The organism is Streptococcus sp. 21.1 (assembly GCF_016648635.1).
In the GTDB taxonomy this organism is placed as follows: domain Bacteria; phylum Bacillota; class Bacilli; order Lactobacillales; family Streptococcaceae; genus Streptococcus.
Genome location: NZ_JACLQL010000006.1, coordinates 33,039 through 51,916, shown reverse-complemented (window position 1 = coordinate 51,916; position 18,878 = coordinate 33,039). Strand labels below are relative to the sequence as shown.

The following is an 18,878-nucleotide window of genomic DNA, read 5'->3' as shown; positions in this document are numbered from 1 at the left end:
ATAAATAAACAGTTAATCTATAAAAAGCTTCCTTTAGTATTTGACTGTTTCTGACAATATAGTCCGTACAATCTATCATCCAATGTGAGCATTATATTTTTTTCTCGCCTATTTTTCCAACTCATTCTCCAGACCTAAGTCCATAGACCTATTTTTAGTAATTTTACAGTTGGGTAACAAAGTCAAACGTTTTTTATGATAAAGTCTTTTTTGGACAAAAATCCAAAAGGAGAATTATGATGGAAACAAATAACTACACTACTGATTTACAGCTAGTCTCCCAGGAATATTCCGACGAAAAGACTAGTCTTCAAACCAAAACCAAGAAATTCTTGGAACATTTTTCACCAAAAGACATTTGGAAAATTAAGGGACTGATTGTCGCCTGTCTTGTGTCCTGCTTCCTGTATGTCACTTACTTGACCCATTTTTCCTTTGCCTTTCCAGCAACCCTTGTCTTGATCAGTACGATTGAGCTAGGCTGTCGCCTATTAGGTGGAAAAGCAAAGGGAATGCGACTTGAATCGGGAATATTTATGGTCACTAGTCTCCTCCAAAGTTTACAAATTAGTCTCTGGGGTCTGCACGACAACTGGGGGAGCACTCAGATTCTTTGCCTTCATGCGAGTATCCTCCTTTACTTAATGGCACGCACTGGACAAAGTAGTCAAGACCGTTTGGGAATTATGGTTTGGCTAGACCTCATATACACCAGCTGCATCTTCCCGCTAAAATATTTCTTTATCGGAGCCTGGACACTCCTATATAAAACAGCACCTAAACAAGAACTCTCCGAAGAAGAAAAACACGCAGTTCATAACCACAAATGGATGATTTTCATTAGTATCATGATAGCCTTGGTACTGACTGTATTCGCTGCTAGTCAGCTTAGTCAGGTCTTGCCTGCTTTCGGAGATCTTTGGCGACACTTCTTCCAGACACTAACTTCTCTACTTGATTTCACCCTCACCTTCAAGGACAACGGATTATTGTTCTCTCGTTTAATAAGCAGTATCCCTCTGGCTCTAGGACTTTTTGCTCAACTCGCTGCAACCTATTTGGCAAAAGAAAAGCCACTCAGTCAAAAACGATTTGAAGGCCATCTTAAAGCGACCCGTCAGTTCCCAAAAGTAGCAGCTTATATCGTACTCGGAAGCCTCTGCTTCACTTATGCCCTATTCATATTAACTGCCACTAGTCAAATGGGAGAACTCCTTTCTCTCAACCAAGCCAGCATTCCAGCCCATCAAGCCTCACATATTGCGGTTCAAGGCTTCTGGCAATTGGTTCGAGTTTCTACCCTCAACTTAGGAATCCTAGCTGGACTTTACATTTTTTCTAAAGAAAATTTCTTCACCCACAAAGGGCTTCGTTTCTTAAGCACCCTACTCTTTACTTTTGCTAGCCTCTTTGCCCTTATCGCTGGCTGGAAACTCTTTGGCGTTTATATGGCACTCTATGGTGTGACGCCACGTCGCTTATTGTCAGGTTGGTTTGTCACAGTACTCTTTATTTGGTGTGTCCTAACACTTATTCGACTCTATAAACCTATTCAGGCAACTCGTCTCGCTATATTTTATGCAACTATCAGCTTTACCCTCATTAGCCTCTTAGGTAGCTTTATTTTATAAGAAAAAAAGAGTGGAACTAGATTAACTAGTTTCACCCTTTTTATATTGGAGTTATTTTGAATTTCTTGTAGGAAAGGCATACATCACCCAAAGCACTACTAGTAGTGGTGTCGCTTTTAATACAATCCACGCAACATTGAAATTGGCATCACGTAGACGACGAATCTGAATAGAAATTGTAGGAAGCGCCGTTGCTGCTATAAATAAAATGAAAGCTGTTAATGTAAAGCCAGCAGCCTTTGTTTCTCCAAGGAAGTCCATCAGTAGGAAAATTAAAGTACCAATAACTCCATTAATCAAGACAACCCACCAATAGTCTGATCGTTTTGTACGACCATAAAAATCAATATAGCCTAACCAAAAATTTTTATATGCCTCTAACATGTTTACACCTCTTAATAGTATGCTACCAGTATACTATATTAAGGAGATAGGTGCAAGATGTGAATATTTAGACTTCTTAAGTTTTATCATATATAATAGGAAGATTATTTTAAATAAACTGGAATGGATTGAAATTAGGACTGTCTGACTCAATCTGGCCACTCACCATGGTCACCACACGACTGACATGTTGACGGACACTATTGCGGTGAGCAATAAAAATCATTGTTCGTTTAATCTTAGCAAGATTAGCCATGACCCTGCTTTCAGTATCACTATCGAGACCACTGGTAGCTTCGTCAAAAATCAAGATAGGCTGCTGGGACAAGAGGGCCCTCGCTATCGCCAAGCGTTGTTTTTGACCACCAGATAGACCACCATCTTCAGATACTTGGGTCTGAAAACCTTGTGGCATTTTTTGAATATCCTCTAAGATATCAGCTTGTTGGCAAACTTTAAGAAGCTTTTTCTCGTCAACTTCTCCTTCAAATCCTAATAGCAGATTTTCTAAAATGGTGCCTGTAAACACATAGGTCTGCTGGGGAACGTAAGTCACCATTTGACGCAGCTCCGCATGGCTAATAGCATCTTTATCTAGGGTTACATGACCACTAGATTTTGTGTAATAACCCGACAACATTTTAGCCAAGGTCGTTTTCCCAGATCCACTTTTACCCATGAGGGCGATTTTCTCACCCTTATGGATTGTTAAATCAATCTTACTAAGCGTCTCTTGCTGATAACTAAAACGGTGACTGACCCCCTTAAGAGCAAGTTGTTTAAAGGATAACTCTTTAAGTTTTCCTTTTTCTTCCTTATCCACAACATAAACTTCTTGAAGACGATTATTGGCTACTTTGGCTTGCTGAATTTTGGATTGGAGATTGATAATATTAATTAAAGGAGTTGTAAAATAATTCAGCAACATATTATAGGTAATCAACTGACCTGCAGATAGCTGTCCTTCCATGACTAATTGTGCCCCATACCAGAGGATAAAGACATTGGAAACTAACTGAACCCCTGTCTTTAAACCATCCTGCGTTAATTGCCACTTGGCCTTAGACAAAGACTTCTTCAAATAGTCATGGAATTTCACCTCAATTTCCTGATAGCGTCTCTCTTCAACTCTCAAGGATTTTAAGGTTTCAATGCCTCGCAAATCATCAATAACAGCGGTATTGACCTGACTATTTGCCTCCATCAATTGATAATTTTCCTTTTCAAAAAGCTTATAGAATGCCAGAATGATTAAAACATAAAGAGGAACTACCGTGAGAGTCATCAAAAAAAGTGACTGATTTTGTACAATAAGAGCCACAGCTAGAGTCATCACAATGGTCACATCTAGAAAAATCGATAAAATCGTTGAAGCTAGAGCATCGATAATGGTGTTGGCATCTCCAAAACGTGACGTGATTTCACCAGTACGACGTGAACTAAAGAAACTAATAGGCAGGGAAAGGACATGCTTGATATATGGAAGAATGACAGCAATGGACAGGTAATTACCCAATCGATGTAGAAGATAATCTTTGAAAAAAGTAAAAACTTGTTGAGCAAGATAAGAGATACATAAGCCTAGTGAAATCATGGTCAGAAGATTATAGGCCCCCTGAGGAATCAAGCGGTCGATAATAGCTTGCAAATAATAAGAACCAATAATATTAACAAGGGTCACTAGAAAACTCAGCAAGACAATAACTGCAATCAAACCCTTACGACGAAACAAAATTGGTAAAAATGAAAGAAGTCCAGGTACATCTTCTTTGTATTTAGTGTAGGTTTCTCCTGGAACAAAAAAGAGAGAAACTCCCGTCCACTCTTTGGCAAATTCCTCTAAGGGTATTTTAATGACCTTCTTGCTAGGATCTGGATCACCAATAATAAGCTGCCCCTTAATTTGACCAAACACCGTATAATAATGTTGCAGCCCACCTTCTTTAACCACATGTACAATAAAAGGATAAGATAGTTTTTTTTGTTTAAACAAGTCTAAATCCGCACGAATAGCCTGAGTTTCAAGACCCAACTGCTTGGCCGCTTCCACCAAACCAAGCGCAGAAGTACCTTCACGAGAAGTCTGAGCCAACTCTCGCAAATAAGCTAAACTATAAGATGAACCATAGTGTTTGAGAATCATGGCCAAGGCAGCGACACCACAATCACGCTGATCAACCTGTGAAATATATGGATATTTTGACATGGTGACTCCTTATTAAAGACAACCTGCAAAATAAGGCAAGATAGTGATAAGTAGTGAGAATAGTGTAAATAATTTTAGTTTTTTCAAAATAAAACTCCTTTTAACTGTTAGTTATGTTTCTATAGTAAACATTTAACCATTAAAAAAGTAGTGACATTTATGTCACCACCATTTCTATAAACCATCTGCCGCTTTACCTGCCTTTATACTTTCTTCTAGCACCGAGTCTTCTAAAACGGAAGCAAACATTATGGCCTTATTGTAATTTTCTGCAGCCTCTTTCTTGTTTCCTTTATGAAGAAGTTCATATTTGGCTTTGAGAACAAAAACACTAGGTTTATAACTATAAAATTGTGATTTTTCTATAACAGCTAAGGCTTTATCCACAACTGTTAAGAAGTCTGAGAAGGAATTGTGAAAAATCTTCAAAGCAGCGATAGCCATCAAATCATTAAACAAAACAATATTATAGACATCATCTGTCCAAATTTCCTGATTTAATACTCTCTTTACGATTCTTTCAAAAAGTTTTTTATCATACTGTTTTCTTCCATAAAGATGGAAGAAATAGTAGTCAATAACTAATAAATCGTTAGTTGAGAATTTCCTCTTCCTTTTGACTTGTTCAAATAAGTCTTCATATATCTCCTCAACTTTAGGACTCTCTTCCCAACTAGTAAAACTCAAAATATTTTCCAAAATATCTAGAGTTAACAATTCTTCTTCTGGGAGAAGTTCAAAGAATTTCTCATAAACCTCCTCAATTAAGGCAAGTTTAGCCTTTATTCTTTCTGGATTTCTATACGTTGGAAACTTAATCAGACGATTCTTCATCTCGTAGTATTCGTCAGGGATAGTAATATTATCATGATCCAATAAATCGGTCATATTTTTTCCTAGACGTTTTGCAATATAAGATAATTTATCCAAAGACGGGAGCGACTCCCCTTTTTCAATGCGAATTAACTGACGAACAGTCAATTCCGCACCATCTAAACATAGCACTTCACGTGACATCTGCTGACATTCACGCTCAGTTTTGATTCTTAGTCCAATGCTGTCTTTTATGTTCAAGAGACTCTCCTTTATTTCAAAATTTTAAAAACATTATATCATAATTGTAATATAATTAATATATAGTTAATGCATTTTTAACAGAATAATAGTGAAAATAAGCTATTTTTATACATTTTATATAGGAAGGACCTTCCTTTGTATCAAAAAACATGCAGTTCAAAACTACATGTTTTTTTATTTCTGTTTACTTTGGAATCGCCATTCAAAGCGAATGCGGTCATAAGTTGGATAAATCGCATTAAGCAACCCAAAGGCTAAGGTAAAGCCAGCTAAAACATCTGTTGGATAATGCACACCCACATAAATACGCGAAAGTCCAACAAGGAAAATAAGAAGTCCAGTAATAGCATAAACTACTATTTTAGATTCTTTTTTCTCCAAACGCTGAGCAAGGACAATGGCAATTGCTCCAAGAATCATAAAAGTTCCCAAAGAATGACCACTAGGGAAAGAATAACCACTAGCATGCACTAAATGCGTAATTGATGGGCGCTGACGCTGATAAATATACTTCAAACTTACAATCAAGATACTAGCGAGAAGCCCACTGGCTCCCACAAAGATAGCTTCTGATTTATACTGACGTAGATAAAGCCAGATGACTGCTACGATTGCAATAATAGCCTGTACAGGCGTATTCCCAAGCATGGTAATAGTTTTAAAAAAGCGTGTCAATCCTGCTGGTAAGCCTCCTCGAACCCAAGTTTGAATGTTGCTATCAAATCCTGTCAAGGCTTCAGGATAGAACTTAACCATATAACCGAGAGCAACAAATAACAATAAGGCAAAAGAAGCATAAGTATAATGTGTGTGTTTGTGTTTCATATTTATAATTTTACTAGAATAGACTTAAGTGGAGCATAAATCAAAGCAAAGGCTACTGCAAAAATCAAACCTTCAAGTAAATTGAAAGGTACTACCATAGCGAAAAGGTATTTATAGAGACCTATAAATTGCGCAATATCAAAGTTGGCAAATTTAGCATAGAGTGGTAATGCATAAATATAGTTAAGAATAACCATAACAACTGTAAGCAAGACAGTTCCTAAAACAGAACCAAGAATATAATTCTTGCTTGTTTGATTTTTCTTCCAAAAATAGCTTAGGCCCCAAACAAAGACGCCTAGAGCAACAAAATTCATAGGAAGTCCAATCATTGATCCTGGTCCACCATTGTTTAGCAAGAGCTTCAACAATGAACGAAGCAAGAGAACACCGATGGCACTCTTAAAATCAAAGATGACCAAGGCAATAAGAACAGGAAGGATTGAAAAATCAACCTTCAAAAAATCTGCTGCTGGAATCAATGGAAATGAAAAATAAAGCAACAAGAATGAAACTGCAGATAAAATGGCAATGTAAGCCAATTTACGTGTGTTTATCATAAAAAAATTCCTCCAAATTTTAACAATTTGAAAGAAGTTCCCAATGGATTTGCCCATGCCAAAAAAAGCCTACGCAAAAAGACTGGTCTTCTTCCATCCAGACTATACTGTCGGTTGAGGAATCACACCTCATCAGCTTGCGCTCGCGGACTTATCCAAAGAATCACCGCCGGTCGGGAGTTTCACCCTGCCCTGAAGACCTTTTAAGGATAACATAAAAAAACCTTGGTGACAAGGTTTTCAAATTATGGATTTCTAATCTGTTGATAGTCAATGACTATAATTATTCTTTTAAAACAAAATGAAGTATCTATTTTAATTTATCGTGTTGATAACGGTGACTCAGCTCTAGCCCCTCAAATTGTTGCTGACGAAGCGCTTCGTAAACAATCATACAAACAGTATTGGACACATTTAGACTACGCACATGTTCATCATTCATCGGAATACGAATAGCTTTTTCAGGATGCTCACGCATAAAATCTTCAGGTAGGCCTGTATCTTCACGACCAAACATAAAATAGTGGTCTTCACCATCGGCATAGGCCTCTTCTGAATAAGTCTTATCCGCAAATTTCGTGACTAAATGCAAACGACCCTCTTGATTTTTAGACATGAAATCTGCCAAATTGTCATAATAAGTGATGTCAAGCTTATCCCAGTAGTCTAAACCTGCACGTTTCATTTTCTTGTCATCAATTGGAAAGCCCATAGGACGGATGATATGAAGAGGGCTATTAGTCGCTGCACAGGTACGTGCAATATTTCCGGTGTTTTGTGGAATACGAGGTTCAAACAAGACAATATGATTACGTGACATCTCAATTCTCCTAGACATAAAAAATACCATGTCGCCCGGAGTCAAGCTCAGCAGACGACATGGTTGTGGACGTTCATTAGCTTAAATCATGACAGGTTAGATTTAAAATAACGAATCTTTGAATATATTTTAGCACTTCTGGTCTAAAAGTCAATACTATTTAAAGAAAAATTTCACCTTTATTTACTTAAATAGGAATGGTTGATAAAGCTAGCTGAAAAGGATGATTTTTCCGCTAAAATAGAGTATCATAGTAATGATTATTTGGAGGTAACTCATGCGTATTATTGTCGTAGGTGCCGGTAAGGTCGGTACCGCACTCTGTCGTTCTCTTGTTGAAGAGAAGCACGATGTTATTTTAATTGAAGAAAAGGAAGAGGTCCTCAAACGCCTCAGCAAACGCTATGATGTTATGGGCTTTGCTGGAAATGGGGCTAATTTTAAAATTTTGGAACAAGCCGAGGTTAGCAACTGTGACGTCTTTATCGCAATGACCGATAAAGATGAAGTGAACATGATTTCAGCGGTTCTGGCTAAACAAATGGGTGCCAAAGAAACTATTGTTCGCGTACGTAACCCAGAATACTCTAATGCTTATTTCAAAGACAAAAACTTTCTTGGATTCTCATTAGTAGTTAACCCTGAACTTTTAACAGCTCGCTATATTGCCAATACAGTTGAATTTCCAAACGCCCTATCAGTTGAAACTTTTGCTAATGGACGCGTTATTCTTATGGCATTTAAAGTTACTGAAAATAGCCAATTATCTGGTATGACAATGGAACAATTCCGTAGGAAATTCGGCAATATTCTAGTTTGTACGATTCACCGTCAGGGTGAACTCATCATTCCAGATGGAAATGCTACCATGCAAATTGGGGATAAGATTTATGTCACTGGTAAACGTGTTGATATGGCACTTTTCCACAGTTACATTAAGCCAAAAAGCATCAAAAAACTTTTGTTGATTGGTGCTGGGCGCATCTCCTACTACTTGCTCAATATCTTGAAAAACAATCGTATTAAGGTCAAATTGATTGAGCAAAAAATGGACCGTGCGCAAACCTTTAGTCAGGTCTTCCCTGAAGTTTCTGTGATCTTAGGTGACGGTACTGCTAAAGACCTTCTTCTCGAGGAAAGTGCAGCCAGTTATGATGCCGTAGCTACCCTAACCGGAGTAGATGAGGAAAATATCATTACCTCTATGTTCCTCGAAAGCCTTGGTATTCACAAGAATATTACTAAGGTTAACCGTACTAGTCTCTTAGAGATTATCGATCCACGTGAGACAACAACAATTGTCACTCCTAAGAGTATCGCTGTTGACACTGTAATGCACTTTGTACGCGGGCGTTTTAATGCCAAAGACTCTAGTCTTGATGCCCTTCACCATGTGGCTAATGGTCGTATCGAAACCTTGCAATTCCAAATTAAGGAAAATAACAAAATCGCCGGAAAGAAACTTTCTGAGCTTGAACTTGCTAACGGTGTCCTTATCGCTGCTATTATCCGCAATGGAAAATCTATTTTCCCAACAGGAGAAGACAGGCTCGCTATCGGGGATAAAATCGTGGTTGTTACACTCTTACAAAATGTAACTCACATTTACGACTTGTTGAAGAGGTAAGCTGCCATGAATCGTTCTATTGTCCGTTTTCTTATTGCCAAGCTCCTGCTGATTGAGGCTGCTCTCTTGGTTGTGCCACTTATCGTCGCTCTTATTTATCAAGAAAATGCTAAAGTATTTGCCAGCATCTTGGGTACGATGGGGATTCTCCTCTTTCTCGGGGTGCTTGGTACTCTCTTTAAACCGAAGAACTACCATATTTACACCAAAGAAGGAATGCTTATTGTAGCCCTCTGTTGGGTACTCTGGTCTTTCTTTGGAGGATTGCCCTTCGTCTTTGCTGGTCAGATTCCAAGTGTCATTGATGCCTTTTTTGAGATGAGCTCTGGTTTCACAACCACGGGGGCTACTATTCTCACAGATACTGGAGTACTTACCCACTCCCTACTTTTCTGGCGAAGCTTCGCCCACTTGATTGGAGGGATGGGGGTATTGGTTTTTGCCCTAGCCATCATGAACAACAGTAAAAATGGTCACCATGAGGTTATGCGTGCAGAGGTGCCTGGTCCAGTATTTGGTAAAGTCGTTGCCAAGCTCAAAAATACAGCTCAGATTCTTTACATCATCTATCTGACTATGTTTGTTATTTTTGCTGTTATTCTCTGGCTTTGCGGTATGCCAATCTTTGATAGTATCATCACTGCTATGGGGGGCGCAGGTACTGGGGGATTTGCTGTCTATAATGACTCTATTGCCCACTACCACAGCGATCTGATTACCTATGTAGTTACTGTTGGTACCCTACTCTTTGGGGTTAACTTCAACCTTTATTTCTATATTCTCCTTCGTAAAATCAAGTTTTTCTTCCAAGATGAAGAACTACGTACCTACTTTGCGATTGTGGCTATTTCAACTGGTTTGATTATCCTCAATATTTTTGGGATTTACCACAATTTGGCTGACTCTTTCAAATACTCATTTTTCGAAGTGTCAACTATCATCACAACAACCGGTTTTGGTCTAACGGATATTACCAAATGGCCACTCTTTTCTCAGTATATCCTACTCCTCCTGATGTTTATCGGGGGATCAGCAGGTTCTACTGCCGGTGGTTTCAAGGTTATCCGTGCTATGATTATTGCTAAGATTGCACGAAATCAGACCCTGGCTAGTCTCTATCCTAATCGTATCCTGTCACTTCATATCAATGGAAGTGTTCTCGATAAAGAAACTCAGCACAGTGTTCTTAAATATTTAGCTGTATATGTACTCATTATACTAAGTTTAGTCACTGTTTTATCACTGGATAATCAAGACCTCTTGATTGTGACAAGCGCTGCTGCTTCAACCTTTAACAATATTGGACCTTTACTTGGAACGAGTGATAGCTTTGCTATTTTCAGTCCTTTGTCTAAGCTTATCATGGGATTTGCTATGATTGCAGGACGTTTGGAAATTTATCCTTTACTACTCCTCTTCCTGCCAAAAACTTGGTCAAAAACTTAAGCATAGAAAAACTCCTTTGGATTCATTTATCCAAAGGAGTTTTATTACGTTTTAGACTAAAATAATCTGGCACCGGATCATCGCCAGTCTCTGATAAAGGGTGACATCTTAAGATACGGGCAACTCCCATAAGAACTCCCTTTAAACCGTGCATTTCTATTGCTTGGATCATATAAACCGAACAAGTTGGACGAAAACGGCAAGAGGGTGGAAATAGGGGAGAAATCCATCTCTGATAAGCCCTTACTAAAGCAATCAGAAATCTTTTCATTATTTAACCTTATTGACAGCAGCGTTATGAAGCTGACTGATTTCTTTCTTATTCAGACGGCGTGATTCACCTGGGCGAAGCCCTGTTAAATCAAGGGTACCAAAACGCGTACGTGACAACTTATCAACAAGCAAGCCCACTGATTCAAACATTTTCTTAACCTGGTGGTTACGCCCTTCATGAATTGTCAATTCAACAACTGAACGGTTCTTTTCATGGTCTACTTTGATAATATTGTAACGTGCTGGTTTTGTTTTCTTACCATCAATGACCACACCACGAGTCAAAGGACGAAGGTTCTCCTTGGTCGCAATACCTTTGACACGCGCCAAATAAACCTTGTCAATCTCATTACGTGGGTGAATCATCTTATCGGTAAAGTCACCATCATTAGTCAAAATAAGAAGACCTGTCGTATCCCAGTCAAGACGACCAACAGGGTAGATACGTTCCTTAACGTGGGGCATGAGGTCAATCACCGTCTTACGATTTTTCTCATCAGATACCGAAGAAATAACCCCTCGTGGTTTATTAAGAAGATAATAGACCTTCTCTTCATTATAAATTGGGCTACCATTTACCTCAACAATATCACCATTTTTGACAATTGTTGCCAATTCCGTAACGGTCTTACCATTTAGGGTCACACGACCCTCTTTAATCAGTTCCTCAGCCTTACGACGGCTAGCCACACCAGCGTGGGCAATATATTTATTAATTCGCATTCTTTTTCTACAGCTTAAGCTATATCCTTTCTACCTAGCATCTCTGCTATGTTTCTTTATTTTTAATGATTAGTTTCAACAAGGTTTACTATTAATTGTCCAAGTCCTCAAGCTCCTCTGAAGCATCTTCCCTAAAGAGACTCGTTTCTTGATCTTCAAGTTCTAGTTGATCAATCGCCACAAGCTCGTCTAAACTGTTAATGCCCATATAGTCTAGGAAATAATCAGTAGTCGCATATAGGTTAGGACGACCGACAGCATCCTTTTTACCAGCCTCTTGAATAAGATCAAAGGCCTGAAGTTTAGCAATAGCACCACTAGAATTAACACCTCTAATGTCATCGACTTCAGCACGTGTAATAGGCTGTTTATACGCAACTATAGAGAGGACCTCAAGACTCGCTCGTGATAAACTCTGGTTAATAGGCGTTTTAGAATAGTCACGAAGGAGACTTGCAAAATCTGGTTTAGTCACTAACTTATAGGTGTTTGATGATTCCAATAAACACAGAGCTGAATCCTCATCTGCCTCGTACTTAGCTTGCAATTTCTCCAAAGACTGAGTCATACCCGTCACTGGCATTTCCAAAAGCTGTGCCATAGTACGTAGACTAAGACCATCTTCACCAGCCACAAAAAGTAAAGCTTCTAATCGTGCTAAGTGACTACTCATTCGTCCATTCCTTTCTTAGTGTGATTGTGCCAAAAATTGTTTCCTGTTGTACTGATATGCGATGTACCTTAATCAATTCAAGAGTTGCCAAAAAGAGGGTGATTACTTGATTCATATCTTTAGCATCTGTGAAAAGTTCATCCAGATATAGCTCATTTTTTGAGCCAAATGCTTCCTCAATAATCAGCATCATGTCTTCAATTTTATAATCGTCACGTGCAATGGTCGTGTGGTTTCGCCGAATTTCTTCTTGCTTTTCAGTCATGATTTTTGAAAAAGCCAAGAAAATGTCTTGAATGGTCTTATCCTGATTCAGCGTCACATCTTCATAAACTAATTCAACTTTTGGTTTTGAAAAATACTGAGCCCGCACTTCATGCTGCTTAGCCAACTCTTGACTAGCTGCTTTGAAGCGTGCATATTCTTCCAACTGACTCAAGAGCTCTAGTTCTGGATCATCTGCTTCTGGCTCAGCTTCCACCACTGTCGGCAGAAGCTTACGACTCTTAATCAGCATGAGCTGACTAGCCATAAGCATATATTCCCCAGCAACTTCAAGCTTCATGGCTTGCAAGGTTGCCAAATAAGCCAAGTATTGCTCAATAACCTCAACAATGGGGACATCGTAAATATCTACCTCATACTTAGAAACCAGATGGAGCAACAAATCCAGTGGCCCCTCAAAATCTTTTAACTTAATATCCATTAGATTTTATAGTATTTCTCCAAGGTCACTGGACTTTTTAGTCCCAGTAAACGAGCAAGTTCAAAGGCGCCCGTTCCCTTTTCAATTTGTCTAAGAATAAATTGCTGACGCAAGACTTGAGCAGTTACATTCGATAAGCCACAGCCACTAACATAAGTCTGGATTTGCTTATACAGCCATTGTCGAGTATAGACCTTACCCAAAAGCAATCCCTGACTGTTCACATCTTTAATAGCCAACAAATACTGTTTCAAATCTGCTTCAAGTCTAAGAACACGCTTAGTCGTTCCCTTGGCCACAGTTAAAACACCAAAATCCAAGTCGATATCGGACCAGTTCAACTCCAAAATCTCTGAAGGCAAGAGCCCCAACTCTAGAATCAGCAGACAGGCCAGTTTCCCAGCCCCTTCACGTCCCTCGTAAAGCGACGAAAGATCCAGTATCTGCAACTTATCCTCCTGAGAAGGTAGCGTTACCATCTCTGATAGTTTGAAAAATTTCGCTAATTCACCCTTTTGATAGAGATATAGTAAAAATTGATTGACCGCAGAGCGCTTACGTTTTTGTACGGATGGTTTCCATTCCTTGAGTTGGTTTTCATAGAGCTTTAAAGTGGTTTGATCAATTTGTCCTGAAATCAAAGTTGTAAACTGCTTAAGATCATAAGCATAAGCTTGCTTTGAACTCTCTGAAATGACCTTAGTAGACAGAAAATCAGTGATCTGAGTTGTCAGTTGTTTTTGGAATGATGATATAGTCATGTGTAAAGTCATGTAAGAGGCTATTAACCGCCTTTAGAATCGATTTTCGTGTGATAATTCCTTTGAAAATACCTTGGCTATCAACCACAGGAAGGAAAGGATTATCAACTAGCTTATGCATTACCTCGTTTAGATTAGCATTATCTTCCACTGTTTCCACGACATCTGATGTCATCGGCCCGATATCATGGTTAACCATCTCCCACTCTTGCAAGTTATGTTCATCTTGATAACGCTTAATATCTGTCAAAGATATGGTCCCAAGATAATGCTTATCCTTAGTCAAAACGGGAACGCGCGAATAACCGTTACTCGTCAAAAGCAAAACCACATGATTAGCGTTATGACTATCAATAAAAATAGCAACCTGATCTGATGGAATTAAATAATTATCTAAACGAGCCAACAAAAAATCTTCAAATTCTTTAGCAATCATCGTTCAAATTCCTGTGTAAGTTCTGAATAAAGTTCATGGTCACGTGTGTAATATTCCACACGAATTTTTGCATCGTTTATAATCACCTTTGCATAAAGTTTCTCATGTATAGGCCCACGTGGCTGTAAAACAGAACCTGGATTGATAAACACTGTTTTACCATTTCGCCAAGCTGTTGCCGCATGCAAGTGGCCATAAAGACAAATATCAGCATCCTCTTGTTGCGCCCAAAGATCTAACTTGTCCCAGGTAAAATTAATGCCATAGAGATGACCATGTGTTTGTGCAATAATCACATCTCCAAGTTTAACGACCAAACGTTCTGGATAACCTGAATCATAATCACAGTTTCCTCGAACTACATAGATACCTTTCCAAACAGGATCACTTGATTCTAACTCCGAATCTCCGTTGTGGAAAATGGCATCCACCTTTCCTTGATAACGATTTTTTATATCTGCTACAATATCACGATCCCCATGGGAGTCGCTCATTACGATTATTGTTTGTTCTGCCATGCTGGGAAGACCTCCATAAGTTTCTTAACAGCTTGTCCACGGTGAGATTGTTCATTTTTCTCTTCTGCAGAAAGCTCTGCTGCTGTTTTACCCGTATTACCAACTAAAAAGAGAGGATCATAACCAAAACCATTGTCACCTTTAGGTTCTCGGCCAATATAACCCTTCCAGTCGGCATCAACAACCAAACTATCACGTCCAGGTGCTGCAACAACTAGGGTTGTATGGAAGTTCGCCGTACGTTTGCTATCATCAAGCACCATAGCGAGCTCGTGCAATAATTTAGCATTATTTTCAGCATCTGTGGCATCAGGGCCTGCAAAGCGCGCAGACCAAACACCTGGTAAGCCTCCAAGAACATCTACCTGCAAACCAGAGTCATCTGAAAGGACCATTTTACCAGTTAATTCAGAAATGGTCTCCGCCTTCAAGCGTGCATTTTCCTCAAAGGTCATACCTGTTTCAGCAACTTCAGGAAGGTCTGGATAATCATTAAGATTCTCTACCTTAATGCCTAGTTTTCCAAATAGTTTACGAAATTCCTTAGTTTTTCCTTCATTGCGTGTCGCAATCAATAGGATATCACCAAAATCTGATTTGTTATCAGAACCAAAGAAATCACTCAAGGTGACACCTTCTCTAGGCACATGAACATAGACAAGCTTATCTCCTTCACTAACTACCAAGGCCCCTTGATGTGGCGTAACAGCTAGGTCTCGACCAGTTTGCTCTTTCAAGCAATCCAAAATAAAGGATACCAAGCGAAGGTCTGAAGAATGTTTAGCAATATGTAACTGGAAACCACTAACAGCCAAAACGTTAGTCAAGGCTTGGAAAAGGTCAACAAATTGTTCATAGGCCTCATCACCACCAAAACAAGTCAAGTGATTGTAGCTTCCAAAACTAGCCAAATACCAGTCTTGTTCGTCTTTATATTCTAAAATTGATTTAGTCATTTTCTAACTCCTTGTCCAAATCGACATGTTGGACAGCAACTTCTTCACCCAGCCATTGTTCTGCGATTTCTTTAAAACCAAGCACACTAGCTGTGGTGTAATATTCTTCCGTCTTGTCTTCGACTTCACGGCTACGATTAATTTCAAAATAATTGAGCAAAACGGAAACATCACGAACTGTTTCAGCTCCGCTATCAATTAGCTTGACACTTGGCCCCATAACATTCTGGATGATAGGACGTAAAAGTGGGTAATGGGTGCAGCCCAAAACCAAGGTATCTACCTTGCCGACTAAAGGTGCCATGCTCTCATAAACAATCTTTTTAGCCACACTTGAGTTAATTTCATTGGATTCAACAATAGGGGCAAAGCGAGGACAAGATAAACTCAAGACATTCATTTGTGGTGCCAGATGCTTAATTTTTTGTTCATAGATGTTAGAGGCAATCGTCATAGGAGTCCCAATGACGCCAATATGACCCGATTGACTAGACTTAATGGCAGCACTAGAACCAGGCAAAACCACACCTAGCACTGGGATATCCAAGGCTCCTTTGATTTCCTCCCAAACTACTGCTGTTGCCGTATTACAAGCAATAACGATCATTTTTACATCTTTGGTCAGAAGAAATTTAACCAACTGCCAGGTATACTCTCTGATTTGTTCTGCTGGTCTAGGACCATACGGCGCCCTAGCAGAGTCACCAATATAAACAATAGACTCGTGAGGCAACTGACGTTTAAGTTCACGTACCACCGTCAGTCCTCCGACACCAGAATCTAAAAATCCTATAGGTCGATTATCCATCTTGCCTCCTTATCCCCTAGGTTACATGTAAAAAGCTGAGATTCACGTCCCAGCTCCCCACCATTATTTTTTCTTTTTCTTGCTATCTGCAAGTGCTTGTTTTTGTTGTTTGATAATTTGGTTATATGTTTGACGCACTTTTGCTTCATTTGGCTTTTGACCCGCAGCCGACATCATGGTACGAACAGCGTCCACATTCAAACGAGGATTTTCAGCCAATTCTTTCTCCATTTGTTTGCGGGCAAAGTATGCGCCTCCATAAAAACCACCCAAAAGGGCTACAAAAACAAGAATAATCCAAAAGACGGTGTTCATAAATTTAATTCTCCTATAACGTTGATTTACCTTATATTATAGCAAAAATGGACCCTACTGACAAATAAGACGTTGGTTCTTAAAAACGTATAGAAAAAAAGTTTTTTCGTTTAAAATATCGATAAAATGAGAGTTTCAGTATTTTTCACTTACAACTGTAAAGGACTTGTAAGATTTCTAGAAAAAAAATAGGTTATTATATAAGTTGTGGAATTATTATTATGTTTATATAAAGGGGTTTATTTATGCTCAAGGAAGCAACTATTTCCGAACGAAAAATTGTCAACGCATTTATTGAACTCTTAGAAGAGAGTTCACTCGAACAAATCAGCATCACAGACATCATCAAGAAGGCAAATCTCAGCAGACCAACTTTCTACTACTACTATTCAAATAAAGAAGATTTGGTTGAAACAACCTTCTCAAAGATTTTAGATAAAGTTTCAAGTATTCTTCAGGAAGACATGACCTACCAAGAGGGTGTTGTTACTGAAATGCTAAGATATCTTAAGGAAAATCAAAAGCTCTGTCTCACCTTAATGACACACATTCCAAACATCAATGAGATGATTCGTGAATTCATTATCGAGACCATCCTTAACTCTGATATCGAAAATGTTACAGAGCTCATGGAACAAAGCTATCATATTCCTGCCAAATATTCATTGGAAATTTATGTTAGCACTATTGTTACCATTTTAACACTCTGGCTCAAAGAAGGCTGTGTCGAATCCCCTGAGGAGTTAGCCGATATCATTCTTGAAGCTGTAATCATTAAAGTAAAATAAGCTAGGGCCTTTAAGGCCTAGCTTATTTTTTGTTAAATGTCAAAATCAAAACCATCAAGAGTAGCAAAGTAATCATTCATCGTCTCTGCACGGCGGATCATACGAGCCGTTCCATCTTCTTGGTAGAGAATTTCTGCAGAACGAAGACGTCCATTATAGTTGTAGCCCATTGAGAAACCATGTGCACCTGTGTCGTGGATAACCAAGGTATCTCCAATACGAGCTTCTGGCAATTCACGGTTCTTAGCAAACTTATCATTATTTTCACAAAGAGAACCTGTCACATCAACTACTTGAGTGTCACCATCTGGATTAGTCATATTCGTGATGTGGTGGTAGGCATCGTACATAGCTGGACGAAGCAAGTTAACCGCAGAAGCATCTACACCAACGTAACGACGATAAGTGTCCTTAATATGAAGAACCTTAGTAACAACAAGGCCATGAGGTGCTGTCATGAAACGTCCAAGTTCAGTGTAAATACTAATGTGTCCAAGATCATTCGGAACAAGAATCTCATCAAATTTAGCATGAACCCCTTCACCGATAACAGCAATGTCATTTTGCTTATTAGCCGGTGTGTAGTCTACCCCAACACCACCTGATAAATTGATAAAGTCAAGACTAACTCCAAGTTCATTCTTGATTTCTACCGCCAATTCAAAGAGTTGAGCAGCCAAGGTTGGGTAATACTCATTCGTTACTGTATTTGACGCTAGGAAAGCATGCAAACCGAATGATTTCACTCCTTTTTCTTTAAGGTAGGCATAACCTTTGAAGAGTTGTTCCTTAGTCATCCCAAATTTTGATTCTTCAGGATGATCCATGATATCAGTACCAAGAGAGAAGACACCTCCTGGGTTAAAGCGCAAAGAAAGGGTTTCAGGAAGCCCTGCAGCCTCTTCCAAGAAAAAGATATCTTCGTAAGCATCAAGGTTAATTGTCGCATTAATATCACGCGCGTAAACAAACTCTTCTGCACGTGTATCATTAGATGTAAAGCTAATCGCGCTACTATCAAAACCAATTTTCTTACTCATGACAAGCTCTGTATCGGTCGCACAATCGACACCACACCCTTCTTCTTTCAAAATTTTGAGGATTGCTGGATTAGGTGTGGCCTTTACAGCAAAGAATTCTTTAAAACCTGGATTCCACGAAAAAGCTGCATTAACTGCACGTGCTGTTTCACGAATCCCTTTTTCATCGTAAAGATGGAAAGGTGTGGGAAATTCTGCAGTGATTTGTTCAAGTTTATCAGCTGTAATAAAAGGTGTTTTTGTCATTTTATTCTCCATTTTTTTACAATAGTAATCCTATTATAGCATAAGAAAAGGCTTGAAAC

The 18,878-nt window shown here is 38.9% G+C and carries 21 protein-coding genes and 1 riboswitch; of the genes, 4 read left to right on the top strand and 17 right to left on the bottom strand.

Annotated features, from left to right (window positions below):
- Positions 1 to 236 precede the first annotated feature (236 nt).
- A complete protein-coding gene (locus tag H7U01_RS05795; protein ID WP_260318082.1) occupies positions 237 to 1,631 on the top strand; it encodes a DUF4153 domain-containing protein in 1,395 nt (464 codons plus the stop codon).
- Between the two features lie 51 nt (positions 1,632 to 1,682).
- Here H7U01_RS05795 and H7U01_RS05790 read toward each other — a convergent pair whose 3' ends face one another.
- The 6 genes from H7U01_RS05790 to H7U01_RS05765 all read right to left on the bottom strand — a co-directional run bounded on the left by H7U01_RS05790 (position 1,683) and on the right by H7U01_RS05765 (position 7,503).
- Complete coding sequence (locus H7U01_RS05790) at positions 1,683 to 2,015, bottom strand: DUF805 domain-containing protein (protein ID WP_195187434.1); 333 nt, start codon at positions 2,013 to 2,015, stop codon at positions 1,683 to 1,685.
- 109 nt (positions 2,016 to 2,124) lie between these two features.
- On the bottom strand, positions 2,125 to 4,221 hold the full coding sequence (locus tag H7U01_RS05785; protein ID WP_201041274.1) for a peptide cleavage/export ABC transporter: 2,097 nt from the start codon (positions 4,219 to 4,221) through the stop codon (positions 2,125 to 2,127).
- 174 nt (positions 4,222 to 4,395) lie between these two features.
- Complete coding sequence (locus H7U01_RS05780) at positions 4,396 to 5,295, bottom strand: XRE family transcriptional regulator (protein WP_201041273.1); 900 nt, start codon at positions 5,293 to 5,295, stop codon at positions 4,396 to 4,398.
- A 177-nt stretch (positions 5,296 to 5,472) separates the two neighbouring features.
- The gene (locus H7U01_RS05775) at positions 5,473 to 6,123 is read right to left on the bottom strand and encodes a phosphatase PAP2 family protein (RefSeq protein WP_037598982.1); all 651 of its coding nucleotides are present in this window, start codon (positions 6,121 to 6,123) and stop codon (positions 5,473 to 5,475) included.
- Between the two features lie 2 nt (positions 6,124 to 6,125).
- Positions 6,126 to 6,683 (bottom strand): ECF transporter S component, encoded by a 558-nt coding sequence (locus H7U01_RS05770; protein WP_201041272.1) that lies wholly within the window; start codon positions 6,681 to 6,683, stop codon positions 6,126 to 6,128.
- Positions 6,684 to 6,764: 81 nt separating this feature from the next.
- A riboswitch (FMN riboswitch) is annotated at positions 6,765 to 6,887 on the bottom strand.
- A 106-nt stretch (positions 6,888 to 6,993) separates the two neighbouring features.
- On the bottom strand, positions 6,994 to 7,503 hold the full coding sequence (locus tag H7U01_RS05765; protein ID WP_021143543.1) for a tRNA (cytidine(34)-2'-O)-methyltransferase: 510 nt from the start codon (positions 7,501 to 7,503) through the stop codon (positions 6,994 to 6,996).
- A 277-nt stretch (positions 7,504 to 7,780) separates the two neighbouring features.
- Between H7U01_RS05765 and trkA the strand changes: the two genes are divergently transcribed.
- Entirely contained in the window at positions 7,781 to 9,130 is a 1,350-nt protein-coding gene (trkA, locus tag H7U01_RS05760; RefSeq protein ID WP_201041271.1) for a Trk system potassium transporter TrkA, read from the top strand.
- A 6-nt stretch (positions 9,131 to 9,136) separates the two neighbouring features.
- Positions 9,137 to 10,576 carry a TrkH family potassium uptake protein gene (locus tag H7U01_RS05755; protein ID WP_201041270.1) on the top strand — a complete coding sequence of 480 codons (1,440 nt, stop codon included), beginning with the start codon at positions 9,137 to 9,139 and terminating at the stop codon, positions 10,574 to 10,576.
- Positions 10,577 to 10,598: 22 nt separating this feature from the next.
- Here H7U01_RS05755 and yidD read toward each other — a convergent pair whose 3' ends face one another.
- From yidD to H7U01_RS05705, 10 genes are all read right to left on the bottom strand, one after another.
- Positions 10,599 to 10,847 carry a membrane protein insertion efficiency factor YidD gene (yidD, locus tag H7U01_RS05750; protein WP_002886534.1) on the bottom strand — a complete coding sequence of 83 codons (249 nt, stop codon included), beginning with the start codon at positions 10,845 to 10,847 and terminating at the stop codon, positions 10,599 to 10,601.
- Positions 10,847 to 11,572, bottom strand: a complete 726-nt coding sequence (locus tag H7U01_RS05745) for a pseudouridine synthase (protein WP_002883686.1) — start codon at positions 11,570 to 11,572, stop codon at positions 10,847 to 10,849. Before H7U01_RS05745 ends, yidD begins: the two co-directional genes overlap by 1 nt.
- A gap of 91 nt (positions 11,573 to 11,663) precedes the next feature.
- Positions 11,664 to 12,245, bottom strand: coding sequence for an SMC-Scp complex subunit ScpB (scpB, locus tag H7U01_RS05740; RefSeq protein WP_155198343.1), 582 nt, complete (start codon positions 12,243 to 12,245; stop codon positions 11,664 to 11,666).
- A complete protein-coding gene (locus H7U01_RS05735; protein ID WP_064525555.1) occupies positions 12,238 to 12,951 on the bottom strand; it encodes a segregation/condensation protein A in 714 nt (237 codons plus the stop codon). The genes scpB and H7U01_RS05735 overlap by 8 nt, the downstream gene beginning before the upstream one ends.
- Entirely contained in the window at positions 12,951 to 13,712 is a 762-nt protein-coding gene (gene xerD, locus H7U01_RS05730) for a site-specific tyrosine recombinase XerD (protein WP_179969298.1), read from the bottom strand. The genes H7U01_RS05735 and xerD overlap by 1 nt, the downstream gene beginning before the upstream one ends.
- The gene (cbpB, locus tag H7U01_RS05725; protein ID WP_037600258.1) at positions 13,666 to 14,148 is read right to left on the bottom strand and encodes a cyclic-di-AMP-binding protein CbpB; all 483 of its coding nucleotides are present in this window, start codon (positions 14,146 to 14,148) and stop codon (positions 13,666 to 13,668) included. The genes xerD and cbpB overlap by 47 nt, the downstream gene beginning before the upstream one ends.
- The gene (locus H7U01_RS05720; protein ID WP_064525548.1) at positions 14,145 to 14,666 is read right to left on the bottom strand and encodes a metallophosphoesterase; all 522 of its coding nucleotides are present in this window, start codon (positions 14,664 to 14,666) and stop codon (positions 14,145 to 14,147) included. Before H7U01_RS05720 ends, cbpB begins: the two co-directional genes overlap by 4 nt.
- Positions 14,648 to 15,622 carry a nucleoside-triphosphate diphosphatase gene (locus H7U01_RS05715; protein ID WP_037598970.1) on the bottom strand — a complete coding sequence of 325 codons (975 nt, stop codon included), beginning with the start codon at positions 15,620 to 15,622 and terminating at the stop codon, positions 14,648 to 14,650. Before H7U01_RS05715 ends, H7U01_RS05720 begins: the two co-directional genes overlap by 19 nt.
- On the bottom strand, positions 15,615 to 16,430 hold the full coding sequence (racE, locus tag H7U01_RS05710) for a glutamate racemase (RefSeq protein ID WP_037598968.1): 816 nt from the start codon (positions 16,428 to 16,430) through the stop codon (positions 15,615 to 15,617). Before racE ends, H7U01_RS05715 begins: the two co-directional genes overlap by 8 nt.
- 63 nt (positions 16,431 to 16,493) lie before the next feature.
- Positions 16,494 to 16,745, bottom strand: a complete 252-nt coding sequence (locus H7U01_RS05705; protein ID WP_201041269.1) for a YneF family protein — start codon at positions 16,743 to 16,745, stop codon at positions 16,494 to 16,496.
- 245 nt (positions 16,746 to 16,990) lie between these two features.
- On the opposite strand from H7U01_RS05705, the gene H7U01_RS05700 reads away from it, so the two are divergent.
- Complete coding sequence (locus H7U01_RS05700; protein WP_037598967.1) at positions 16,991 to 17,533, top strand: TetR/AcrR family transcriptional regulator; 543 nt, start codon at positions 16,991 to 16,993, stop codon at positions 17,531 to 17,533.
- Between the two features lie 32 nt (positions 17,534 to 17,565).
- Here H7U01_RS05700 and H7U01_RS05695 read toward each other — a convergent pair whose 3' ends face one another.
- Complete coding sequence (locus tag H7U01_RS05695) at positions 17,566 to 18,819, bottom strand: diaminopimelate decarboxylase (protein ID WP_037598966.1); 1,254 nt, start codon at positions 18,817 to 18,819, stop codon at positions 17,566 to 17,568.
- Positions 18,820 to 18,878 lie beyond the last annotated feature (59 nt).